Source organism: Candidatus Poriferisodalis sp. (assembly GCF_965221945.1).
GTDB lineage: Bacteria > Actinomycetota > Acidimicrobiia > Acidimicrobiales > Poriferisodalaceae > Poriferisodalis.
Window position 1 is genome coordinate 490,615 of the sequence record NZ_OZ244925.1, and the last position, 21,279, is coordinate 511,893.

Annotated in this window: 18 protein-coding genes; 10 read left to right on the forward strand and 8 right to left on the reverse strand. The window is 64.6% G+C overall.

The genetic code is table 11. The features are described from left to right. Nucleotides 1–35: 35 nt before the first annotated feature. Together ACOQPH_RS02305 and ACOQPH_RS02310 are read left to right on the forward strand one after the other, a co-directional pair. Nucleotides 36–887, forward strand: coding sequence for a potassium channel family protein (locus tag ACOQPH_RS02305; protein WP_420623140.1), 852 nt, complete (start codon nt 36–38; stop codon nt 885–887). 77 nt (nt 888–964) lie between these two features. Next, nucleotides 965–1,687: a hypothetical protein gene (locus tag ACOQPH_RS02310; protein ID WP_420623141.1), complete on the forward strand. Its 723-nt coding sequence runs from the start codon at nt 965–967 to the stop codon at nt 1,685–1,687. Here the strand turns inward: ACOQPH_RS02310 and ACOQPH_RS02315 are convergent. After that, the gene (locus tag ACOQPH_RS02315; RefSeq protein ID WP_420623142.1) at nt 1,684–2,748 is read right to left on the reverse strand and encodes a cell wall-binding repeat-containing protein; all 1,065 of its coding nucleotides are present in this window, start codon (nt 2,746–2,748) and stop codon (nt 1,684–1,686) included. The two genes, ACOQPH_RS02310 and ACOQPH_RS02315, sit on opposite strands and share 4 nt — an antisense overlap. Nucleotides 2,749–2,955: 207 nt before the next feature. On the opposite strand from ACOQPH_RS02315, the gene ACOQPH_RS02320 reads away from it, so the two are divergent. Next, nucleotides 2,956–3,423, forward strand: coding sequence for a hypothetical protein (locus tag ACOQPH_RS02320; protein ID WP_420623143.1), 468 nt, complete (start codon nt 2,956–2,958; stop codon nt 3,421–3,423). A 22-nt stretch (nt 3,424–3,445) separates the two neighbouring features. Here ACOQPH_RS02320 and ACOQPH_RS02325 read toward each other — a convergent pair whose 3' ends face one another. After that, nucleotides 3,446–4,060: a PQ-loop domain-containing transporter gene (locus ACOQPH_RS02325; RefSeq protein WP_420623144.1), complete on the reverse strand. Its 615-nt coding sequence runs from the start codon at nt 4,058–4,060 to the stop codon at nt 3,446–3,448. A gap of 147 nt (nt 4,061–4,207) precedes the next feature. On the opposite strand from ACOQPH_RS02325, the gene ACOQPH_RS02330 reads away from it, so the two are divergent. After that, the gene (locus ACOQPH_RS02330; protein WP_420623145.1) at nt 4,208–5,524 is read left to right on the forward strand and encodes a CynX/NimT family MFS transporter; all 1,317 of its coding nucleotides are present in this window, start codon (nt 4,208–4,210) and stop codon (nt 5,522–5,524) included. A 46-nt stretch (nt 5,525–5,570) separates the two neighbouring features. Here the strand turns inward: ACOQPH_RS02330 and ACOQPH_RS02335 are convergent, their stop codons facing one another. Continuing rightward, nucleotides 5,571–6,233, reverse strand: coding sequence for an alpha/beta hydrolase (locus tag ACOQPH_RS02335; protein WP_420623146.1), 663 nt, complete (start codon nt 6,231–6,233; stop codon nt 5,571–5,573). A 461-nt stretch (nt 6,234–6,694) separates the two neighbouring features. Between ACOQPH_RS02335 and ACOQPH_RS02340 the strand changes: the two genes are divergently transcribed. The 6 genes from ACOQPH_RS02340 (at nt 6,695) to ACOQPH_RS02365 (ending at nt 14,272) form a co-directional block, all read left to right on the forward strand. Beyond that, complete coding sequence (locus tag ACOQPH_RS02340; protein ID WP_420623147.1) at nt 6,695–7,705, forward strand: LacI family DNA-binding transcriptional regulator; 1,011 nt, start codon at nt 6,695–6,697, stop codon at nt 7,703–7,705. Nucleotides 7,706–7,908: 203 nt separating this feature from the next. Beyond that, complete coding sequence (locus ACOQPH_RS02345; protein ID WP_420623148.1) at nt 7,909–9,576, forward strand: ABC transporter substrate-binding protein; 1,668 nt, start codon at nt 7,909–7,911, stop codon at nt 9,574–9,576. Nucleotides 9,577–9,650: 74 nt separating this feature from the next. Continuing rightward, entirely contained in the window at nt 9,651–10,637 is a 987-nt protein-coding gene (locus tag ACOQPH_RS02350; RefSeq protein ID WP_420623149.1) for an ABC transporter permease, read from the forward strand. Further along, complete coding sequence (locus tag ACOQPH_RS02355; protein ID WP_420623150.1) at nt 10,634–12,538, forward strand: dipeptide/oligopeptide/nickel ABC transporter permease/ATP-binding protein; 1,905 nt, start codon at nt 10,634–10,636, stop codon at nt 12,536–12,538. Before ACOQPH_RS02350 ends, ACOQPH_RS02355 begins: the two co-directional genes overlap by 4 nt. Further along, the gene (locus ACOQPH_RS02360; protein ID WP_420623151.1) at nt 12,535–13,548 is read left to right on the forward strand and encodes an oligopeptide/dipeptide ABC transporter ATP-binding protein; all 1,014 of its coding nucleotides are present in this window, start codon (nt 12,535–12,537) and stop codon (nt 13,546–13,548) included. The genes ACOQPH_RS02355 and ACOQPH_RS02360 overlap by 4 nt, the downstream gene beginning before the upstream one ends. Nucleotides 13,549–13,627: 79 nt before the next feature. Next, nucleotides 13,628–14,272 (forward strand): formate/nitrite transporter family protein, encoded by a 645-nt coding sequence (locus tag ACOQPH_RS02365; protein ID WP_420623152.1) that lies wholly within the window; start codon nt 13,628–13,630, stop codon nt 14,270–14,272. Between the two features lie 30 nt (nt 14,273–14,302). Here the strand turns inward: ACOQPH_RS02365 and ACOQPH_RS02370 are convergent, their stop codons facing one another. The 5 genes from ACOQPH_RS02370 to ACOQPH_RS02390 all read right to left on the reverse strand — a co-directional run bounded on the left by ACOQPH_RS02370 (nt 14,303) and on the right by ACOQPH_RS02390 (nt 21,279). Next, nucleotides 14,303–14,755, reverse strand: coding sequence for a nitroreductase/quinone reductase family protein (locus ACOQPH_RS02370; protein WP_420623153.1), 453 nt, complete (start codon nt 14,753–14,755; stop codon nt 14,303–14,305). A gap of 231 nt (nt 14,756–14,986) precedes the next feature. Then, on the reverse strand, nt 14,987–16,549 hold the full coding sequence (locus tag ACOQPH_RS02375) for an ABC transporter substrate-binding protein (protein WP_420623154.1): 1,563 nt from the start codon (nt 16,547–16,549) through the stop codon (nt 14,987–14,989). Nucleotides 16,550–16,832: 283 nt separating this feature from the next. Then, complete coding sequence (locus tag ACOQPH_RS02380; protein WP_420623155.1) at nt 16,833–18,221, reverse strand: transaminase; 1,389 nt, start codon at nt 18,219–18,221, stop codon at nt 16,833–16,835. Then, the gene (locus tag ACOQPH_RS02385; protein WP_420623156.1) at nt 18,218–20,314 is read right to left on the reverse strand and encodes a dipeptide ABC transporter ATP-binding protein; all 2,097 of its coding nucleotides are present in this window, start codon (nt 20,312–20,314) and stop codon (nt 18,218–18,220) included. Before ACOQPH_RS02385 ends, ACOQPH_RS02380 begins: the two co-directional genes overlap by 4 nt. Next, nucleotides 20,311–21,279: an ABC transporter permease gene (locus tag ACOQPH_RS02390; protein ID WP_420623157.1), complete on the reverse strand. Its 969-nt coding sequence runs from the start codon at nt 21,277–21,279 to the stop codon at nt 20,311–20,313. Before ACOQPH_RS02390 ends, ACOQPH_RS02385 begins: the two co-directional genes overlap by 4 nt.

A 21,279-nucleotide genomic window follows, 5' to 3' on the forward strand; every position in this document is an offset into this window, starting at 1 on the left:
TCACCCACGCCCCGCGGGTCGCCAAACTGTCGGACATGTCAGTTGAGCAAACATCACCAGTGGAGAGCGCTGCTTCCGCTCAAGATCGCAAGCATGATGCGTGGATTCGTTGGACCGATCCGTGGCTCGTGTCAGCCGCCGTCGCCAGCGTCCCGCTATTCCTCATGGAGAGCCGTGTCGGTCCGTCCGCCTTGACCGCGGTTCAGATTGCGAACTGGGCAATCTGGGGCTTCTTCGCCGCTGACCTCGGTGTCCGCCTCGTCCTCACGGAAATGGCCCCGGCGCGTTACCTCCGTCGATACTGGTTCGATGTAGCGATCGTGGTGCTCGCGCTGATTCCGGTCGTGAGACCGTTGCGTGTGCTGCGTAGCGCACGCGTCCTGCGCCTCTTGCGTTTGACGACCGGCATGAGCTTTCTCGCGGCCCTGTGGCATGGCCGAGGCAGGCGCGCCTGGAGAAGCCTCCGCGGCGGCAATGCCCTCATCGTCGTCTTCGTGGTGGTTGTCGTCGCCCCGATACTGGTCTGGCTCGTTGAACGAGCGGGCGGCGGGCAGATTGACACGCTCGGCGAGTCGCTCTGGTGGGGAGCGGCCACGATCACCACAGTTGGCTACGGCGACGTAGCACCGGTGACGTGGCTCGGGAGGTCCATCGCCGTAGTTCTGATGCTGGCCGGAATCACCGGATTCGGAGTCGTGACGGCCAATATGGCGGCACGGTTCACAAGAACTGATAGCCTGCCGTCGGCACCCGTGGCTTTGGCACAGTTGGCGCAATTCGAGGCGGCCGTTCTCAGTCAAGGCCTCAGCCAGAGCCAGCATGTGCAAGCCCGGCAGGCCGTGGAGACACTGCACAGACTCATCGGCAGCTCTGAGGATTCGCGTTAAGACCCTCAGTATCCATCGGCGTCATGTGGAGTTCCACATTCATTCATAGCTACTGTGGCGCCCACCGGAATCGACTGTTGCGGGACAGAGCACGCGACGGTCTGCTGCCTCGACCAACGCCCGAAGTCGCCGACGTGTGTCGACGCTGGGACCAGTTGCTGCACGCCAACGCGATGGGATTGGGTGCACAGCTCGGCTCGGACGTCCAAGAAGTTGTGTCCCGCGCACATCGACAGAATCCGGCTCTACGCGAACGAGACTTCGCGCAGCGGCTCTGCCAGGAGGGCGTGTTTGACGGCCGTTTACGCGTGCCTGACGCCATAGCCGACATGGATGTCAGCGCGGACCTCCGTGCGTCTCGGCTTGTGGTCTCAGCCGAATTCGCGGCACCCTCCGACAAGGGTGCGAAGGGTCGGGTTGGCTGGCTCGTGCGGCAATTGCGCGAAGCTCCAGATGATTTGATCGTCGAGGCATTCACTCGGGGCTCCAAGTCGCCGGAGATCGCCACACTTGAAGATCTTCGGGAAGACACTGCGCTCGTGTTGCGCAGCAGACAGAACCCTCCCGTGAGATTCAGGGTCACGCAGCGAAGCGAGATGGGCCAAGGGCGGCGGACGACACGCAAACTCGGATTTGCGGACTCGGTGACCGAAACAGTCGAGCGCTTCTACAGCAGTACGTTGCAGCGCCTGCGTAAGGCGGCCCCACCAGTCCCCAAGGCGATGCCGGACCAAGCCGAGCCAGCAGCCGCAACGGACTCGGTACGACTTGATCCTGGGTTTTCTTCGGTTCACGACTAGTGGTCTGTCGTGACGACCTCGTCGCCTCGTTGCAGGTAGGCGTCGATGGCCTCCTGGGAGACGGCGGCGTTCCCGCCGATCACGATGAGCATCAATGGGTCGTCGCCGCACTTGGCCTGAGCTGCGCGGGCCTCGTCGAGATAAGCCATCGTTGCTGCGGGCAGCTCGTCGGGGGCGGTGAGCAGCAGCGGCGCGCCGTAACGCGCCAGCATGGGCGTAGCGCTGAATGCGTCGTACGGCACCCATGCCCGTGAGAGGCCGACAGCGAGACTCCTGCCGCCGAGGTGGCAGGACCCCAGTCCAGTGATGCGAGCGACTTCAACGGCAGTCTCGAACCGCGACTCGCCGGCCACTCTCAAGGTCCGGATGTCGAGCTTGCGAATCGAGTCCTCGACATCTTGCGAGAGCGCCGCTGTGCCGCCCATGAGGATCACCTGTTCGACGTCGTGAGAACTGAGGAATTCTCGGATCTTCGAGTGCAGGGCGTGTGGTGGGTTCAGCAGGATCGGCAAGTTTTCGCGGGCGGCCAGCTGCCCGACGACGGGCACATCTGCGAACACCTCGCCGCTCGCCAAGATGACTGTCCGCACACCGCGAAATTGAGACAAGCCCCCGAGACGCTCCGCCACCGCCACGCTGGTCAGGAATTGGTCGGTGCCATCGATGCGGGAGACCTCCATGCCGGCTTCTGCAAGCTGGTCGTCGACGGCAGTCGATATTGCATTCGTGCTGATAAGCCTGACCAAGGGGTACCTGACTGAGGGCGATGTGAAGCGCCTCAGGTACTCCATGGTCTTCGGAGGCACTGTGTTCCGGCGTGTCAAGAGCACCGGCGTGTCGAATGGGGCTGTCACGACAGCGTCGTGCCATTTGAAGCCCGACACCATCATCACTGAGTCGATAGCGTCGCCTTTGAAGTCCGAGAATGCCTTGGTCGTCAGCACCGACGTCTCGAAGCGGTCGGCACCGCCATAGCGAACGACGTTGACCTTGGCCAGTGCCGTCTCGACGGGCGTGTCCTCGGTGGCTCCGAGCGGGAATGCCGCGACTCCCACCGTCATTGCCCCGACGAGAGCAGCGGCCGCCGCGCACCTGATCATCCGTCGACCGCAGCTGGGACTCGGGTGCTTGCATCCCCACCGACTGCTCGCAGAACTTGGTCTTCGCAGTCGCTGCGTCACGGACCGCGATCCTTCCACAACTGCATCGGAGCCCCCCGTCGAATCAGCGCGTCATGACCCTGCGCGGGGCGCGGTAGCTTCGCCGCGGTGCTGAAGGATCTGCGTGAGCTGCCTCGGACGGTATGGCCCAGAGCCGTGGTGTACGGCGGCATCGCAGCGGTGCTCATCGGTGTGCCGTCGGACGTGATCGACACGCCGATCTTCGGCCGACCGGTCGCCGTTGGATGGCTCGACTACGTGATCTTGGCGGCCACCTCGGCCTTAATCGGACTGATTCTGGCGATTCGGCCCTCGCCGAGCAGCGAGGCTGGTACCGAAGCGGCCGTGGAGCGACAGGGCACCGCCACTCTTTGGGGCGGGTTCGTGTCATTCCTCGCCGTCGGCTGCCCGGTGTGCAACCAGGCAATCGTCGCCCTCGTGGGCGTCTCGGGCGCCTTGGCATGGTGGGCCCCAGTGCAGCCGGTCGTTGGCCTGATCGCTCTCGGCCTCCTGCTGTGGACGCTGCGCAAGCGCTTGCGCACTTATCGCGTCAACGCTTGCCCGATTCCCGCCTGATTCGGGGCCAACAGCGGCCCGATCAGGCGGGTTCCGCGAGGGCAGCGCGGATCTGGTGGCGAGTGATCCACAGCCGCAACAAAATGAGTGCTGAGAGCAGGAATGCGGTCGAGCCATAGACCATGATCGGCCCCGCTGCAACGAGCACGCCGTAGAAGCCCCACAAGATGCCTTCCACTCCGGTGAGCACCCACGTGAGCGGCGCTACGCCCACCGGTGCATGCGACCTCCACGCCGCGACCACTGAGGGCCCCAGATACAGCCCGTTCGACAGTCCCAGGACCGTGCCCAAGACGGTCCAGCCCGCCACGAGCTGGAGCGCCACGCAACCCACGCCGACGACCAAGCCGTAGAACACGCCGGCTCGCACCTTGGCGCCGTTGCGATACAGCAGCAACAGCACCACGCCGAAGCTGATGACCGCAGCCCCGACGGCGGGAATCGTGATCCAGAACTCCTCCGCGATCACATACGCGAGCCATCCAATGTTGATGACCATGCCGACCGCTGCCCAAGCGGGCGAGGTGCCTTCGGTCCGCCCGATCCGCACGAGGCGCACGACCTGGGGCACGACTTGGACGAACGTCACCAGCGTGGCGACGACACCCACGGCAATGGCGAATTGTTCCTGCGTCACAACAGGACTCGACGAAGGACACCGCGTTGGCCAGGCAGCGATTGCAGCACCCAACGAGCCGCGCGAGGCGTCACCATCCCCTGAGTGTCGCAGCCCGCTCCACCCCACTAGTGCGGACGAGGCCGTTTCGGTGTTGCATAGACACTCGTGACCAGTCACAACGGCGACCTGAGACCTCAGCGTCGCAGGCTGACAGGCCTCGCCGCGGTGGTCCTGATGGCACTGGTGGCCGCAATCGCTCAGTCGTTCGGGCGGTTCACCTACGGGGTGCTGCTTCCCGCAGTCCGAGATGATTTCGGCCTGTCGAACACCGTCGCCGGCTCGCTGGCCACTGTGAACATGGCGGCGTACCTGGTGGGCAGTCTGATCGTCGCAGCGGCCTCGAGCCGTTTCCGCCTGCTCTCGATGATGCGTGTCGGCATCGTGCTCGCAATCATCGGCCAGGCGCTGGCGGCCATCGCCCCGGGTCCACTGGTGCTGGGCGCAGGGCTGCTTTCGATGGGTCTGGGCGGGGCCTTGACGTGGATCCCCGCCCCGGTGGTCACGGCCGACGCAATCGCTCCGGACAAACGCGCACTCGCAATCGGGTTCCTCGGCGCGGGCATGGGCCTCGGCGTCGTCTTCGCCGGCCAGCTTTCCGGTTTCGTCCGTTCGACCATGGGCGACGCGTCCTGGCGGAACGTGTACTTGGTGCAGCTCCTGATCGGTGCGGTCGTTGCCGCAGCGGTGCTGCTGCTCATCGGCCACCGCCAGGAGCGCTTGGCGTCCAAGTCCGGCCTCGGCGGGTTCAGCATCCTGCGGCGCATGCACGGCTGGGTGCCGCTGGTGTGCGCATTTACGGTCTTCGGGCTGCTGTACCTGCTGGTCGTTGCGTTCCTGACGACCCGGCTGGAGGACGACAACGGCTGGACGAGCTCACAGGCGTCGCTGGCCTTCACCCTGGTCGGGGTGGCGATGATCTTCGGCGGTCCGCTGTTCATCGCGCTCGGAGAACGCATCGGAGCGCGCCGGACACTGGTGATCTCGTTTGCCGGATGGGCGGTTGTCACCACGCTGATCCTGCCGGGATGGTTCGTGCCGACGCTGATCTTGTCGGTCGCAATCGGGTTGCTGTTCGCGGCGATGCCGAGCGTGCTGACCGTCTATGTCGTTACGAACACCACCACCGACGACTACGGGCCCTCGTTCGCCGCCACGACGTTCTCCTTCGGCGTCGCCCAGATGATCTCGCCTCAGCTCGGCGGCTTCATCGCCGACGCCACGGGGTCGTTCACACCGGTGTTCCTGCTGTCAGCAGCATTGGCGGTGATCGGCATGTTCGCGTCGCTCTGGCTTCCCGGGCACACAAGACCCGCCTTCCCGCCGATGCCGGCCCATGCGGTTGCAGCGGCTCCACCCGCCGACTGGCGCATGATCGACATGACTTTCGCCGTCACACCGGTGGAGGTCACTGCGAACCGCTGAGGATTGAGTAGCCAGGCGCTCCTCGCCGTTGGGATGCGGGTCGTCGTCAGGGGCGGTTGAACGCCTTCTTGAGTTCGTCGACGATGCCGTCGAGCGCTCGTCGGCGCGCCGACGGCGTGAACCGCAGCGCAAGAAAGCCGTGCGCCATGCCGGCGCAACTGCTCAGCTTCACCGGGACATCGCTTGCGCGCAGACGCTCGGCGTAGCGGATGCCGTCGTCGCGCAACGTGTCGTGCTCGGCGACGACGATATGCGCGGGCGGCAGCCCTTGCAGATTCTCGGCACATATCGGCGACACGCGCCAGTCGGCGGCATCTGTCTCGCCGATGTACAAGGTTCGCACTGCTTCCATCTGTGGCCTCGAGGCGATGCCGTGATGACCCTCGGTGTCGATCGACGGACTAGCAAAGTTCAGGTCGAGCGCGGGATAGATGAGCGTCTGGTGCGTGATTGAAGGCCAGCCGCTGTCGCGGGTCATTAGGCACAGCACCGCAGCGAGGTTGCCGCCGGCACTATCGCCCATCACGGCTATGCGACTTGGATCCGCATCGAGTGATGGAGCGTTCTCGGCGAGCCAGCTGAGCGCATCCCAGCAGTCATCCAGGCCGGCAGGGAAGGGATGCTCGGGCGCGAGGCGGTACTCGATCGAGGCCACGATGGTTCCGGTTGCACTTGCGAGGCGGGTCGTCAGCCACTCGGGAGTGTCCATGTCGCCGAACATCCACGCGCCGCCATGAAGATAAACGAGCAGCGGGCGTGGACCTTGGGCCGGCTCGGCGGGCTCGTCAATCCGGATTCGTACGCCGGGGTCGGCGCAGGGCACGTCGATGTGTCGGGTGGAGACGCGGGGGTCAGGCCGGCCGGTTGCCCAGCGCGGCGCCCGGTGTTGCCGAAGGCGTCTGCGTTGCGCGTCGCTCAGGGCAGCGAGGTCTCTGTTGAACATGGGGACTTTGGCGGTCAGCCGATATCGCCAATCGAGCCCCGTCACTGGGCGCCCGCCCAAAGCCGGAATTCGTGCACATCATGAACGGCGTCGATGAGGTCGCAGCGGCCCGTGTCATACTGAGCTGTGGTGCGTTCGACTTCATCGAAAGTCATGCTCAGTGCCGCTCCTCTCACCAGTTCGAGCGCTACTTATACGAGTAAGTTCAACCCTACGAGCAAGCCTTGGTGGTTGCAGTGGTAAAGCGCGTCACCAGTGCCGACGTCGCCCGCGAAGTCGGCGTGTCGCGGGCGACCGTGAGCTACTTGCTGAATAACACGCCCGGGCAGTCGATCAGCGCGGAGACGCGCCGCCGGGTGCTCGAAGCAGCCGAGCGTCTGGGATACATGCCGAACCGCAATGCACGCGCCCTGCGGCTCGGTCGCAGTGACATCGTGCTGTTCCCCCTAGGCGACGCACCCCTGTCGCACGTGTTCGCCGACGTAATCAACGCGTGCTCGGCGGCGCTGAACCGGCAGGGTTTCACCCTGGTGGCAGATGCGACGATGTACCCCAGCCCCGAGCAAGCTGCCGATGCGTGGCTTCGGCTCGGCCCGGCCGCTTTCGTCGATCTCATCCTGCCTGCCGACCATGCAGCCGTCGTGCAGATGTCCCGGGCAGGCATCGCGCAGGTGACGACTGATCTCGACGTGCCGGACCATCTCAATGCAATGGACCTCATCAGCGTCAATGCCCGCAAGCTGCAGCTGTCCCACGTCATCGACCGCGGCGCGGCCGACATCGTTTACGCCGCGCCGTCGTTCTACTACGAGAGCTCCAAGAGCCCGCTGCTGCCTCCTGCGCTCGAGGCCATCGCTTCCGCCGCCGGCGTCCGACACCGCTTCGAGACGGTCGAAGCAACGCCGGAATCGGTGAGATCTTCGGTGCCCCGATGGCTGGATGCCGGCTGCGACGCGATCTGCGGGTACAACGACGACTATGCGTTGCCGATCCTCACAGCGCTGGTAGAGGCTGGTGTCGACGTGCCGGGCGACGTGATGGTGATCGGAGTAGACGACATACCGGCTTCGCAGGCGACGACGCCGTCATTGACCTCGGTCACTGGGGCCCTCCCCGAGCTCGGCGAGGCGCTGGCTGCAAGCGTTCAGGAAGCAGTGCGCGACCCCGCAACACCCGTGGCCTACCCCGCACCGGCGTTGCAGGTCATGGAACGCGAATCGACGAATCGTCGCAGCTGAGGGCGATCCAGCCCACTCAATCGTGACATTTGCCTTGACGTAGCTCATCTGCGGCCGTAGTGTACTTACACGATTAAGCAGCAGCGGTTACGGCACTGAAGCAACAGCACTGACTGCGTGGACGCTTGGAGGCATCTATGAGGACTCGCGCGGCGATATCTGGCCGCAGGCCATGTCTGTACCCGTGGGCACTTGGATGCGGGATGGTGCTCCTCGCAGCTGCGACATTGCTCGGGGCATGCGACAGCGGGGGCGATACAGCAGGCGACGAACCTGCACCGACGGGAGATACCGAGGTGACGGCTGACACGAGTGCAGCACCCGAACAGGACGCGCCGCCGGACGACACGCCGTCCACCGAAACAGGGCCGAGCGGCGACACGTCGCCGGCTCCCGACGAGGCTGCCGACGACGTCCCGGAGCCAGGAGGCGGCGGGACGCTGGCGTTCGGGGTGGTTGCTGGGCCCCCCAGCCTGAATCCCGGCATCGGCGATCCGGCGTTCGCCGCGCTGTACCAGTGGGCGTACGACTCGCTGATAGTCCTGCAGCCCGATGGCACCTTCGCGCCGAATCTTGCCGTTGATTTCGGCTACACCGACGACCGGAACATGCGCTACGAGCTGACCTTGCGCGAGGGTGTCAAGTTCAGCGACGGAACCGATCTCGACGCCGAGGCGCTGAAGGGGTACTTCGAATACGTGCAGTCGCAGCCGACTTCGCTGGCGCTGCTATTCGCCCGGGTTGCCAGCATCGAGGTCATCGGTCCGCACTCGCTGGGCCTGGAGCTCAGCGAGCCCGATCCTGGCCTGAACTTCGCGTTCGCTCAGGGCTTCGGCGGCGGCAACGTGATCAGCCCTGCTGCGCTTGCATCGCCCGAGACTCTCGATCTCGGAACTGCCGGCGCCGGGCCGTACATGCTCGTGCCTGAAGAGTCGGTTCCCAATGACACCTACACCTTCGTGCCCAACCTGCATTATTGGAATCCCGGCCGGGTCCATTGGGACGAAGTCGTCGTGCGGGTGATCCCCAACTCGTCCTCGATCATCGAGGCCCTCCGGGCGGGACAGCTGCAGGCCGCCCAGGGCGACGCGACCACGATGACTGCTGCTGCGGAGGCGGGCATCACGGTCGTGGGAGCACCGATGTCCATCGTTGGGATCAACCTGGTGGATCGCGAGGGCACCCTGTCGGCGCCGCTGGGCGATGTGCGCGTCCGCCGTGCGCTGAACCACGCAGTTGACCGTGACGCAGTTGCGGCAGCGCTCCTCGGCGACAGCCGTTTCGCCCTCAGCCAGTACGCGCTTGTCGGCCACAGGGGGTACGACCCCGCACTCGACGAGGTGAATGCGTACGACCCCGAACGTGCCCGGCAGCTTCTCGATGATGCCGGTTACGGCGAAGGCGTGACCATCGAGGTACTGGATGCCAGCCTGATCGGCCTCGACATCTTGGTGCAGGCAATCGCCGGCCAGCTCACCGAGGTCGGCGTAACGCTCGACAGGACGACCGTGGCCGATCCCACGGCGTACTTCACCGGTATGGTCACGGCGCAATACCCCGCGGTGGCCCTCTTCTACGGCGTGTCGAGCATGCAGGGGTACAAGGCGTTCTTCATTGATCCGTCGGGCCCGTTCAACCCATTCGGCACCGTCGATCCCGAGATTGATGCGCTGTACGCCGAGTATTACTCGACCACCGGGGACACGTCGGCCATCGAGCGCCAGATCAATGCCCGGCTGGTCGATCAGGCCTGGGTGCTGCCGGTAATGGGCTCGCCCCTTCCGTGGTACCTGGCCGAGGGCCTGACCGGTATCGAGGCGACGAGCGCCAATTCGTCGATCCCGACCCTGGTCGACATCCGCCCCAGATGACGGAGCGAGCCCGAGCCGCGGCGACCGCCGCCGCGTCGGCCTACCACGCTTCCCCCGGCTAAGCACTGAGGGCGATGGCGGTCCTGCGGATTGCTGCTCGGCGACTTGCTTGGTCGATACCGCTCGCAGTGGTCGCGACGGCAGTCTCGTTCATCCTCGTGGCGCTCCTGCCCGGTGACGCCGCAGTCTCGCTCGCCGGGCGGAATGCCACGGAGGCTCAGCTCGATCAGGTACGCGAGGACCTCGAACTCGACCAGCCGGTGTGGACCCAGTACGGCCAGTGGCTCGGCGGCGCTCTTCGCGGCGATCTCGGTGACTCGATGATCAACCGGCAGCCGGTGGCGGCGCAGCTCAACGACCGGCTGGCGCCGTCGCTGTCGCTCATCATCGGCGTGGTGTTAGTCGCCACCGTTGTCGGTGTCGCGATAGGCATCGGAGGCGCTCGGCGAGGTCGGTTCGGGCGAGCGGTTAACGCTGCCTCCATTGGCGGCTTGGCAATCCCCGACTTCTGGCTGGGGCTCGTGCTGATCGTCGTGTTTGCCGTGAACTTGGGCTGGTTCCCGCCGACGGGTTACGTCGGATGGAGCGACGGGTTTGGAATCTGGCTGCGATCGGTGACGCTGCCGATCATGACGCTGTCGGTGCCCGCAACAGCGATCGTCGCGCGCCTGACGCGTGATGCGATGTCGACGGCGTTGGGCGGCGAATACGTGCGCACGCTGCGCGCTGCGGGTCTCGGCGAGCGGTCGATCGTGCTGCGGCACGCGCTCCGCAACGCAGCGATCCCGATCATCACCGTGGTCGGCTTGGTGTTCGTCGGCGCATTGGGCGGCACGGTGGCCATCGAGTCGGTGTTTGCCATTCCCGGTTTGGGACGTACGGCAGTACAGGCGGCTAGCACCCGCGATCTGCCGGTAATCCAAGGCATCGTCCTGTACTTCATGCTCTTCGTCATCGCCTCGAACTTGGTCGTCGACTGCGGTTACGGGGTCTTCGACCCACGGCTGCGATCTTCGGCAGCGAGGGGTCGGATGCGCACACCTGGCGGGGACTCCCCGTGAGCGCAGGCATCTGGGCTCGGATCGGTGCCCTGAGCCGTCGGCATCCTGCGGGAGCTGTGGCGGTTGCCTACCTGGTGGTGCTCATCGTCGTGGGCGTCTTCGCCCACCAGATCGCCCCCTACCCGCTCGGCAAGCAGGATCTGCGCGATGTGCTCAGCGGCCCGTCGAGTGCCCATTGGTTGGGATCCGACACACTCGGCCGTGATCTGCTGAGCCAGTTGATCTACAGCATCCGACCGTCGCTGGTGGCCACGTTCGAAGCGCTGGTGGTCTTCGTGGTCGTCGGCGTTGCTTTCGGCGTCCTGGCCGGCTATCTCCGAGGGGCCGTCGATGCTGTGGTCAGCCGAGTTGTGGAGCTGGTCCAGTCGATCCCGGCGATCATCATTATTCTGGTCGTGCTTGGCGTCTTCGGGGCGAATGTCCTGGCCGCAATGGTGGCGTTGGGACTGCTTGCGTCGGTCGGACTGGTGCGTGTTGCACGCGGCGCGACGCTCGCGGTGCGGGAGGAGCTCTTCGTCACTGCCGCCCGCGTCTCCGGTGTGCGACCAGCCCGCATCATGCGCACACACGTGCTGCGCCGGATCATCGGTCCGGTGCTTGCGCAGGCCTCGGTATTCGCCGGGATCAGTCTGGTAATCCAAGCGGTGCTGTCATTTCTGGGACTTCTGCAGAGCAGTACAAATCCCACGTGGGGCGCCATGATCGGCGACGCCTCGCGAGTTATCTCGCGGGCGACGTGGCCATTGGTTCCCCCAGGCATTGCAATTGCAGTGACGGTGCTCGCCTTCGGCGCGCTCGGGGACGCGCTGCGCGACCTGGCAGCTGACAGACCTGCCGCTGGCCGCCGACCAACGCGCTCGCCGCCGAAGCCAGTCAGCCATTCGGGGGCCGAGGCGACCGTCGTGCCGGATTCGGATGCGCTCCTCGAGGTGCGAGACCTGTCCGCGGTCGTGACCGATCGTTCGGCGATCACGGCGTTGGTCACTGACGTCTCCTTTTCCGTCGGGCGGGGCGAGACCGTCGCGCTCGTAGGCGAGTCGGGCTGCGGCAAGAGCATCACGGCGCTTTCTGTGCTGGGTCTGCTACCAGCTGGTGTGCATGTGTCGTCTGGATCCGTGCGCTTCGACGGCGTTCAATTGCGTCCCACCAACCCTGACACCTACCGCACGGTCCGGGGCCGAGGCATCGGTTTCGTGTCCCAGCACGCCTTGGCGAGCCTGGACCCGACCCACACGGTTGGCAGCCATCTGCGCGAGGTAATCCGCCGTCACGAGTCGATGTCTCGCAAGGCGGCGACTGTCCGGGCACTCGAGCTGCTGGAGCAGGTCAACTTTGCCGATCCTGAGGGCGTGCTGGTCTCGTACCCTCACGAACTATCAGGCGGCATGTCGCAGCGGGCGAACATAGCGCTGGCAATCGCAGGTCGTCCGAAGCTGCTCATCGCTGACGAGCCGACCACTGCTCTCGACGTCACATTGCAGGCGGAGATCCTGGCTTTGCTGCGCGACCTGCAGCGTTCAACGGGGCTCTCGATCCTGCTGATCACCCACGACTGGGGCGTGGTCGCCGACATGGCCGACTGGGTGGTCGTCATGTACGCGGGCGAGATCGTCGAGCAGGCCAACGTGAATACCGCCTTCGCGCGGCCCCGGTTCCCATACACGCTCGCGCTGATGGCGGCGAATCCCAGCACGGCCGGGCGCGGCGAACGGCTGCCTGCGGTCGTCGGACGCGTCCCGCCTCCCGGTGCGTGGCCGGTGGGGTGCCGGTTCGCTGATCGGTGTCAACATCGCACTGACGAGTGCGTCTTGCGACCTTTGAGTCTCGAGGTTGCAGACACGGGTTCGATGTCCCGGTGTGTCCGCACGGCGACGCTGGTGTCCGAGGGCGTGCTGCCGTGACGGCCGAGTTGACTTCGCTGATCCTTGAGGCGGCTGACGTGACGGTGCGGTTCCGAGCCAGCGGTCGGGGCCGCGCGACGCTGGCACTCGATGGCGTGGGAATAACCGTGGAACGGGGCCGCACGACCGGGCTGGTCGGCGAGTCCGGTGCGGGCAAATCGACACTTGGCCGCGTTGTGCTCGGTCTGGTGCCGATCGCATCAGGCAGCGTCCGCATTGGGGGCGCTGACATCAGCAAACTCACAGCGGCCCGGCGGCGTGAGCTGAGGGCGCACCTGCAGGCCGTCTACCAGGACCCGCTGAGTTCGCTGAACCCGTCCTACTCGGTGTTCTGGAGCTTGGCCGAGCCATTGCGCGCCCGCCAGGTCGGGAACCGGAGCGAGATTGCGGCGCGTGTCGCGAGCACCCTCGAAGCCGTCGGCATGGAACCCGAAGCGGCGCACCGGCGCCCTGCGGCGTTGTCGGGCGGCCAACTCCAACGCATCTGTGTTGCCCGGGCGATCATCACCTTGCCCGAGCTCGTGATCCTCGACGAAGCCGTCAGCGCGCTTGACCTCTCGGTCCAGGCGCAAATCCTCAACCTGTTGCGCGACCTTCAGGACGAGCGCAACCTGAGTTATCTGTTCATCTCCCACGACATGGCGGTCGTGCGTCACTTTTGCCACGACGTGACCGTGCTCTATCGCGGCCAGATCATGGAGTCCGGGCCGACCGGGGAGGTGACCGATGCGCCTGCCCACCCCTACACCCGAGCTCTTATGCAGGCGAGCCCTGTCGCCGATCCGGTTGCCCAGCGCCGACGACGACTGGCAGCGGTGGCCGAATCTGCGCAATCCCCCACAACAGCTTCGGATGGCTGCATCTACGCCCCGCGCTGCCCGTTCACCGCGCCTGAGTGCCACCAACGACGGCCGGAGCTTCGAGAGATCGCTCCAGGGCGTTTCGTGGCCTGCGACCGCTATCCCGAATGGACAGATGCTCGTACTCGGGCCACTATCGAGACGAACTAGCGTCTTCGATGGTGTTTCGTGAGTCGTCCGTGGATCTTGAGCGGATCGGTCGGTGATGTCTGGTCCAAGCGGACCTCGAGTGCCGACTGGCAATCCGGTCGTGCCGTTGACGCCTTCGGACATCGCCGCGCAGGTATCGCATCTCGCGATTCGCCGGGCTGCGCTCAGCTTCGGGTCGATGTCGGTGCTGGCGGCGATGGCGGGCGTGTTCGTTGCGCTCGGAGCGATGCTGACCAGCACCATCTCGGCCTCGTCGAGTCTCGGCATCGGCCCCACGCGGCTCCTGATGGGCATCGGCCTGTCGACGGGCCTGTTCTTGGTGGTGATCACCGGCGCGGAGCTGTTCACCGGCAACAACCTGATGGTCATCGGGCTGCTCGATCACCAGATCACCGTCCGCCAGCTCATCCGCAATTGGATCTCGGTGTACCTGGGCAACTTCGCCGGCGCGATTGTGGTGGTGCTGCCCATCTCCGCATTCGTCGCCGGCGGATTCGAGCACAGCGTGGCCGACATGTACTTCGTGCCGATCGGGATGCTGGTCTCGGGGCAGTCCGACGTTGTTGCCGCGGCTGGGCTCTCGACGGCGCAGCTCGACGGCCTGAACGGGGCGTGGTTCGCCGGCTTCCTGGCGATCGTGACCCTGGGCAACGTTATGGGCGGCGCCGCTGTGTCGCTCGCCAACTGGTTCGTGCACCTGCGCAAGATCCCGATCGTCGGCTGATCCTGTCGACGGTCTCGCCCCGAGGTGCCGCTAGGTGCCGTCGGCCGGGCTGTCGTCAGCGGGTTCGAGCAGGACGATGGGAAACTGGCGGTCGGTCTTGCGCTGGAATCGGACGTAGTGGTCGTCTTCGGCGGCGATCTGTTCCCAAAGCGCTGTGCGTTCGTCGTCCCCGGTGAGGCGGGCTGTCATCTGCTGGGTGCCGTTGCGGTTGCGAACCGTGACCGCCGGGTTGTCGCGCATGTTCAGGAACCACGCTGGGTGCTTCGTGTCGCCGCCGCGGGAACCGATGACGGCGAAGGCATCACCTGGCTGGGCGACCACGGACAGCAGCGTCGAGCGGGGTTCGCCGCTGTGGCGGCCCGTGGTGGTCACCTCGATGATGGGTGTGCCCTTGTGAATCCAGCCGACACGGCCGCCGCTGAGCCGGATCGCCGTGCGGTTCAGCCAGTTGGCCGCCCTGAACGCGAAATCAGATACCAGCAACCTTGCCTCCAGCCCTGCGTGGCAGCTTCGCCAGTGTCTATCTTCCCAGCGCAGATAGAGCCTGCTGGACCCACGGGCGCCGACGGCGACACGCCAATTCGGTGCTGGTCACACGTGACTGCGACCGTCCTGGGCAGGCGTAGCTGCGGTGCGTTCGTGTGGATGGCGGCAAGAGGTGAGCTGGCCGCGACCAGTCGCGGCCAGCTCACCTGCCGATATCAGTTATCGATATCAGTTATCCAAGTCCAGCCAGGCGTCTTGGAAGAGCGGCCAGCTCAGCGGATGCGGGCTCACGCCGTTGACGTAATTCTGCACGGCGATCAATTCCGGCCGGAAGGCCGCAACGATCGCCGGCACGTCCTCGATCAGGATGCACTGGACCTCGGCGTATGACGCCTTCTGGCCCGCGAGGTCCTGCCCCTTGGCCTTCTCGATCAGCCCGTCCATGTACGGGTTGACGTAGTGCGGCGCGTTGTAGGGCGATGCACTGTGGAACTGCTCGCTGAGGGCCTGATCCGGATCGGCGCCCCTCCAGGCGTCGATGGTCAGCGTCTCGTTCTGCCAAACCGTGTCCCAGAACCCAGCCGATGGATTCACCACGACGTTGACCCGGATGCCCGCGGGTTCAGCACTCTCTTTGAATGCCACCGCGATGTCCATCGCACCTGTGGTGATATCGGCCGTGTGCAGGTCGATGTCGATTCCGTCCGGGTACCCGGCCTCTGCCAGCAGCGACCTCGCCAGTTCTGGGTCATACGGCGGCGGAGCGCATTCCGGCGCGAAGACGGCATTGCTCGTGCCGATCGGGTGGTCGTAACCGGGTGCACCCAACCCCAACAGCGCCACCTGGTTGACAAGTTCCCGGTCCGTCGCTGCCTGGAAGGCCTGGCGGAGCAGCTTGTTGTCGAAGGGCGGCCTGGCATTGTCCATGGCCAGCCCCAGCCAGCCCCAGCCTTCCAACACCAACACGTGGGTGTCGGGATTGGCGTCGATTTCAGGGACGCTCAAGGGGGCCATGCCGTGTTGAATCAGGTCCACGTCGCCGGCCAGGAGTGCCGCTACCCGACCTGCGGGCTCGGGGATGTTCAGAAAGACAATCTCATCCACATAGGGCTTGCCCTCTTCCCAGTAGTTGGGGTTCCGCACCATCGTGATGCGTTCACCCGGCAGGTGCTCGTCAAGAATGAAGGGCCCCGTGCCGACCGCTCCCAAGACCAACTCCGCGAGATCCAAGTTGGCGGGAAGTATCCGTGCCTCGGACTTCTGCAGGTAGCTCGGGAAGTACCCGTTGGGGCCATCGAGGTCAAAGCGGACGGTGAAGTCGTCGAGGACGACGATGTCCGTGATGATGTTGAGAATGGCCCGCAGCGGTGAGTCAAGCTCGGGATCCAGCAGACGGTCGAACGTGAAGACGACGTCCTCCGCACTGAAGTCCTTCCCGTTGTGGAACGTCACCCCCTCCCGAAGGTAGAAGGTGTAGGACGTGAGGTCGTCGTTGGCATCCCACGAAGTGGCCAGCTCCGGCTTCATCGTGAGATCCGGCTGGATCATGAGCAGGTTGTCATAGGTGTGCTGGGTAACAGCGGTGGTCACCGCGGACACCGAGATAGCCGGGTCCAGCGTGTGCGTGTCCGCGACCAGTGCGACCCGTAGCGTGCCGCCGTACTTCGGCCCCCCCTCGTCGGGCGGGGCGGTGGTCTCGGGCGCAGCAGCTGCGGCGGCGGTCGTCGCCGGTGCCGCAGTGTCGTCGCTGGTATCGCTGGTATCGCTGGTGCCGGTGCAGGCCCCAGCCATGAGCGCTAGCGCTATTAGCGGCACGCTCAAATTCAGGAATCGTCGGTTTGATGCTCGCATGTCGATTCACCCCTCGAACTACCCCACTGTCGAAGGGATTTCGGCAGCGGAATCAAAGTATTTTGTTGGTATCCCGTATTTTGTTGGTATGCCCCGTACATCGGTACATACTTATATTGGAAAAACAAATAGTACAGTCATCATCATTCTGATGATGACAATTGTTAATGACGGCCTACTACCCCTTGAGGGTGCTGTCAAACGCACTGTTGAGAGCGGCGAACTAGCCGATCAATTCATTCACGCACTCACCAAACACGCCGACGTAGTAGTCGACGTCCTCCGCAGTGACCGCTGGCGAGTTCAATGCCGAGAGTGCCATGGCGAGAATGATAATCCCGCGATTGACATAAAAAGCATGGAAATATTGTATGAGTTCATCGCCGCGGATATTGTAGCTTTGCTCGTCGCCCCGGATCTGAGCCTCCGCCATCGTACGAGGCCTCTCCAAGGAGAAGCCGACTCGCACTCCATAGCCGAGCCAGCGGCTGACTCTCCACGGGAGGTCAGCAGCCGTGACGACTTCTTGCATGCCCTTGGCCATCCGCTCACCGGCCGACATCATCCGCTCGTAGGCCGACTCGGTCATGACATGCTCCAGATTCGCCCGCAGCGCCGCAACAGCCAGCGCGTTGCCCGACAGGGTGCTGCCGATGCCCGCGACGAAGAAATTCTCGAACAGCGGCATGACGCTGTCCGCGACCTCCTGGCTGAGGCCCATGACTGAGGCAGGCATGCCGCCGGCGATCCCTTTGCCTGCGACAAAAATGTCTGGCTCCAGGTTCCACAGACCTGTGCATCCTCCCCAGGCGGCGCCGATGCCATGCGTCTCATCGATGATGAGCTTGGTGCCATAGCGACGCGTCAGATCTCGGAGGGCGATGTGGAAGTCCTGATCAAAGGGGCCACGAAGAGCCTGAGAGAACGTTGGCTCGGTAATGACGCAGGCAACGTCCCGTGGGGACAATGCTCTCTCCACAGCATCGAGGTCGTAAGGATCAACAACACGGGTCCTCGATTCGGGTTCGGGAAGCATCCCTATGCCGAAGTGGACGGCCTTCGGATGAGTAATCATCTTGCCGTCCACGACCGCGACACACGTTTCTTCCACGGTGCCGTGGTAGCTGCCATTGAACATGAGCGTGAGGTGTCGTTGGGTGACTTCGCGCGAAATCTTGATCGCGGCCCTGACCGAATCGCTGGCTGACATATGGATCTGCCATAACGGCAGACCGTAGCGACGCGTCAATTCCTCGCCGACCCAGATGGCGTCTTCCGAGGGAAGTGTGAACATAATGCCCCGCTGCGCTTGTTGAGCTATCGCATCAGCAACGGCCGGCGGTGAATGCCCGAATATCGACCCGAGATCACCTGCAAGGAGGTCGAGGTAGCGGTTGCCATCGACATCGGTCACGTAGGCTCCCCTGCCCTCCGCTATGAACAAGGGAAAGGACGGATCCATAAAACCGTTCATGAAGCAAAACGGAACTCCTGCCAAGAGCGAGTTCTTTGCTCTCTCATACAAGGCCACTGATTTCGGGTGGCTAGCTAGATAGCTTTGCTGCTCGCGCTCCATCAACAGCTTCAGTCGCTGAGGGTCGATTGCGTTCATGGGACTCCTCCTGTTTTTGTGGGTTCTACAGAACTATTTGCCTGTAGATGGGCTAGTTCCTCCAGCGGGATGTGGCAAAACAGCACATGATCTCCACCGACTGCCGTCTGTGCCGGCGGTGGCGTCTCGTCGCAAACGTCCCCGATCTTGCGAGGACAGCGACTGGCGAAGACGCAACCCTGAAACTCGGCCCGCATCGTCGGCACAAACCCCGGCAGTCGGATCGTCGTCCGCTGCGCGTCGGGATCAGGGACTGGTGCCGCTGACAACAGTGCCTCGGTATAGGGATGGGACGGCGTGTCGAGCACCTTGTGGGCCTGTCCTGACTCGACCACGTGGCCCGCGTACAGCACCAAGATCTCGTCGGAGAGATAGCGCAGCACGGCCAAGTCGTGGGTGATGAACACGTAGGACGTGTCGGTCTCTTCCTGATGAGACCGCAGCAGATTGAGCACCTGCGCCTGGACGGACACGTCCAAGGCGGAGACTGCCTCATCGGCAACGATGATGTCCGGTGAGGCGGCGAAGGCCCCAGCGAGCGCCACGCGCTGTTGTTCACCCCCGCTGAGCTCCCGCGGAGGCCGGTTCAAGTACGCCGGATCCAAGCCCACTGCCCGCAACAGCTCCTCGGCATGGCGTTGACTCTCCTGCTTGTTCAAGCCTGAGAACTTGCGCAGCGCCCGGACAATGGCGTGACCAACGGCAAGCCTCGGATTGAGGGAAGCCGTCGGGTTCTGAAAGACCATGCGCATGGCCGCCCGTTGAGCGTCGGTCCGCTCGTCGACCTCGGGCGCCAGTTCCTCTTCCTTGAGCCGTAGCTGTCCCTGGTCACGGGGCACCAGTCCGACGATGACCCGGGCAATGGTGCTCTTGCCAGCGCCGCTCTCACCCACGATTCCCAGAGTCCGTCCCAGTCCCACCGTGAAGTCCACATCGGTGACGGCACGGACCGGCGGCCGAGTCCGCGGGCCGAACATCCAGTACTTGCGGCCCCAGCTTCCGTAGAAACGGCGCAGATCCTTGGCCCCCAGAACCGGTTCTTGCTGGACGCGCCCAGTTTCCACACTCGTGTCCAACTCGCCCCACACTCCCGGTGCGATGTCATTCGGGTACAAGCAGCGTGACGAGTGCCCGACCACTGGTTCGGCCATCGGCGGAGCCTTCTGACTGCACAACTCGGTGGCCATGGGACACCGCGATACGAAGAGGCAAGCGTCCGGCGCCGGCTCGCTGGCCGGGAACACCGCACCGGGGATCCGGGTGAGCCCGACGGTCGCTCCGTCTTCCGTCGGTGGCTTGGGCACACAGTGCAGCAGCCCCGTCGTGTACGGATGCTTGGGATCTCTGAACAGTTCCCGCACCGAGGCCTCTTCCACCGTCTCGCCGGCGTACATCACCACGACTCGATCTGCGACGGCTGCGATCACTCCTAGGTCGTGTGTCACATACAGGATTCCCGCGTTGATGCGGTGCTTCAGATCGACGATCAACTCCAGGATCGTGGCCTGCGTGGTGACGTCCAGCCCCGTCGTCGGCTCATCCAGGATCAGCAGATCCGGCTCGCAGGCCAGCGCCATGGCGATCACCACGCGCTGCTGTTGGCCGCCGCTCAACTCGTGGGGATATCGTCGGAGAACCGCCTCCGGTTCGGCGAGCCGCACGCTCTCGAACAGCTCGATGGTGGCGCGGCGGCTCTGTCGGGCGTCCGCGTTCAGGTGTTCGCGCAGCACCTCGGAGACCTGCGGCCCAACACGCATGGTTGGATTCAGCGACGTCGCGGGGTCTTGATACACCATCGCGATGCGGTTGCCCCGCAAGCGGCGCAGCTCTGCCGCATCCATGTCCGCAATTCCTCGACCTTCGAAGAGAATTCGGCCGCTCACCCGTGTCGTGCCCGGCAGGTAGCCCATGGCGGCGAAGGCAGTGGTCGACTTGCCGGATCCCGACTCTCCCGCGAGTCCCAAGACTTCACCGCGTCGCACGTTCAGCGATGCATCCCGCACGGCCCGGATGGTGCCCCGCGGCGTGAGGAAGGTGACGCCCAGTTGCTCCACCTGGAGCAACGGCGCTCCACCGAATGCGTTGCTGCTCATCCGACGACCTCTCGGGGAATCCCGCGGGCGTGCTTGATGCCATCGGTCAGCAGATTGACGCCCACCACCAACGTGGCGACCGCGCCTGCCGGCGCCAGCGTGATCCATGGCGCGCTGCCGATGAACTGTCTGCCCTCCGCGATCATGAGGCCCCAATCCGGCGAAGGCGGTTGGACTCCCAGACCCAGGAACCCCAGGGAGGACACCAGCAAGATCGAGTAGCTGAGCCGCACCGCGAACTCCACGCCGAGCGCCGGCATTGCATGAGGCAGGATTTCCCTGAAGATGATGTAGGTCGCCGACTCGCCCCGCAGACGGGCGCTCATCACGAACTCCAGGTTCTTGGCCTGCAGAGTGACACTTCGCATGACCCGCGCCGCGGACGGAGCGAAGACGAGACCGATGGTGACGACGATCAGCGAGCCCTGCCAGTAGGCCTCGAGCCACCGCCAGGGGGCGTCTCGAGCACCCAGGGTTGTCAGCATCAACAGGGCCAGCAGCAGCGCCGGGAAGGCCATCATCCCGTCCATGACGCGCATCACCACCTGGTCCACGCGGCCGCCCTTGTAGCCGCTGCTCATCCCGATCAACGTGCCCCAGAACAGACCCAGCAGCGCACCAGCGAGAGAAAGGAGGATCAGAGAGCCCCCGCCGGACAGCACGCGGCTGAAGACGTCGCGCCCGAAATGGTCGCTCCCGAACAGATACGTCCAGCTCGGCCCCGCAAGGCGATGCGTTGCGGGAAAGTCCGGAGGCACATGAAACTCGGAAGTCGAATATGGGGCCACGATTGGGCCAAGAATCGCCAGCAATATATGGAATATGACGATGGGCAATCCGATGCGTCCAGCCGTCGTGGAGAGAGAAAGTCGCAAGAAGGTGCGGATCCCCCGACCGATCGCCGATCGCGCGTGCCGAACGGTGCCGGGCACTTCAGTTTGCGGCCCGCTCGTGTCCTGCCACAT

Coding starts and splice junctions, on each gene's coding strand:
- ACOQPH_RS02305 (WP_420623140.1), top strand. CDS start 36: ATGTCAGTTGAGCAAACATCACCAGTGGAGAGCGCTGCTTCCGCTCAA.
- ACOQPH_RS02315 (WP_420623142.1), bottom strand. CDS start 2,748: ATGACGGTGGGAGTCGCGGCATTCCCGCTCGGAGCCACCGAGGACACG.
- ACOQPH_RS02335 (WP_420623146.1), bottom strand. CDS start 6,233: ATGGACACTCCCGAGTGGCTGACGACCCGCCTCGCAAGTGCAACCGGA.
- ACOQPH_RS02345 (WP_420623148.1), top strand. CDS start 7,909: ATGGTGCTCCTCGCAGCTGCGACATTGCTCGGGGCATGCGACAGCGGG.
- ACOQPH_RS02350 (WP_420623149.1), top strand. CDS start 9,651: ATGGCGGTCCTGCGGATTGCTGCTCGGCGACTTGCTTGGTCGATACCG.
- ACOQPH_RS02375 (WP_420623154.1), bottom strand. CDS start 16,549: ATGGCTGGGGCCTGCACCGGCACCAGCGATACCAGCGATACCAGCGAC.
- ACOQPH_RS02380 (WP_420623155.1), bottom strand. CDS start 18,221: ATGAACGCAATCGACCCTCAGCGACTGAAGCTGTTGATGGAGCGCGAG.
- ACOQPH_RS02385 (WP_420623156.1), bottom strand. CDS start 20,314: ATGAGCAGCAACGCATTCGGTGGAGCGCCGTTGCTCCAGGTGGAGCAA.
- ACOQPH_RS02390 (WP_420623157.1), bottom strand. CDS start 21,279: ATGTGGCAGGACACGAGCGGGCCGCAAACTGAAGTGCCCGGCACCGTT.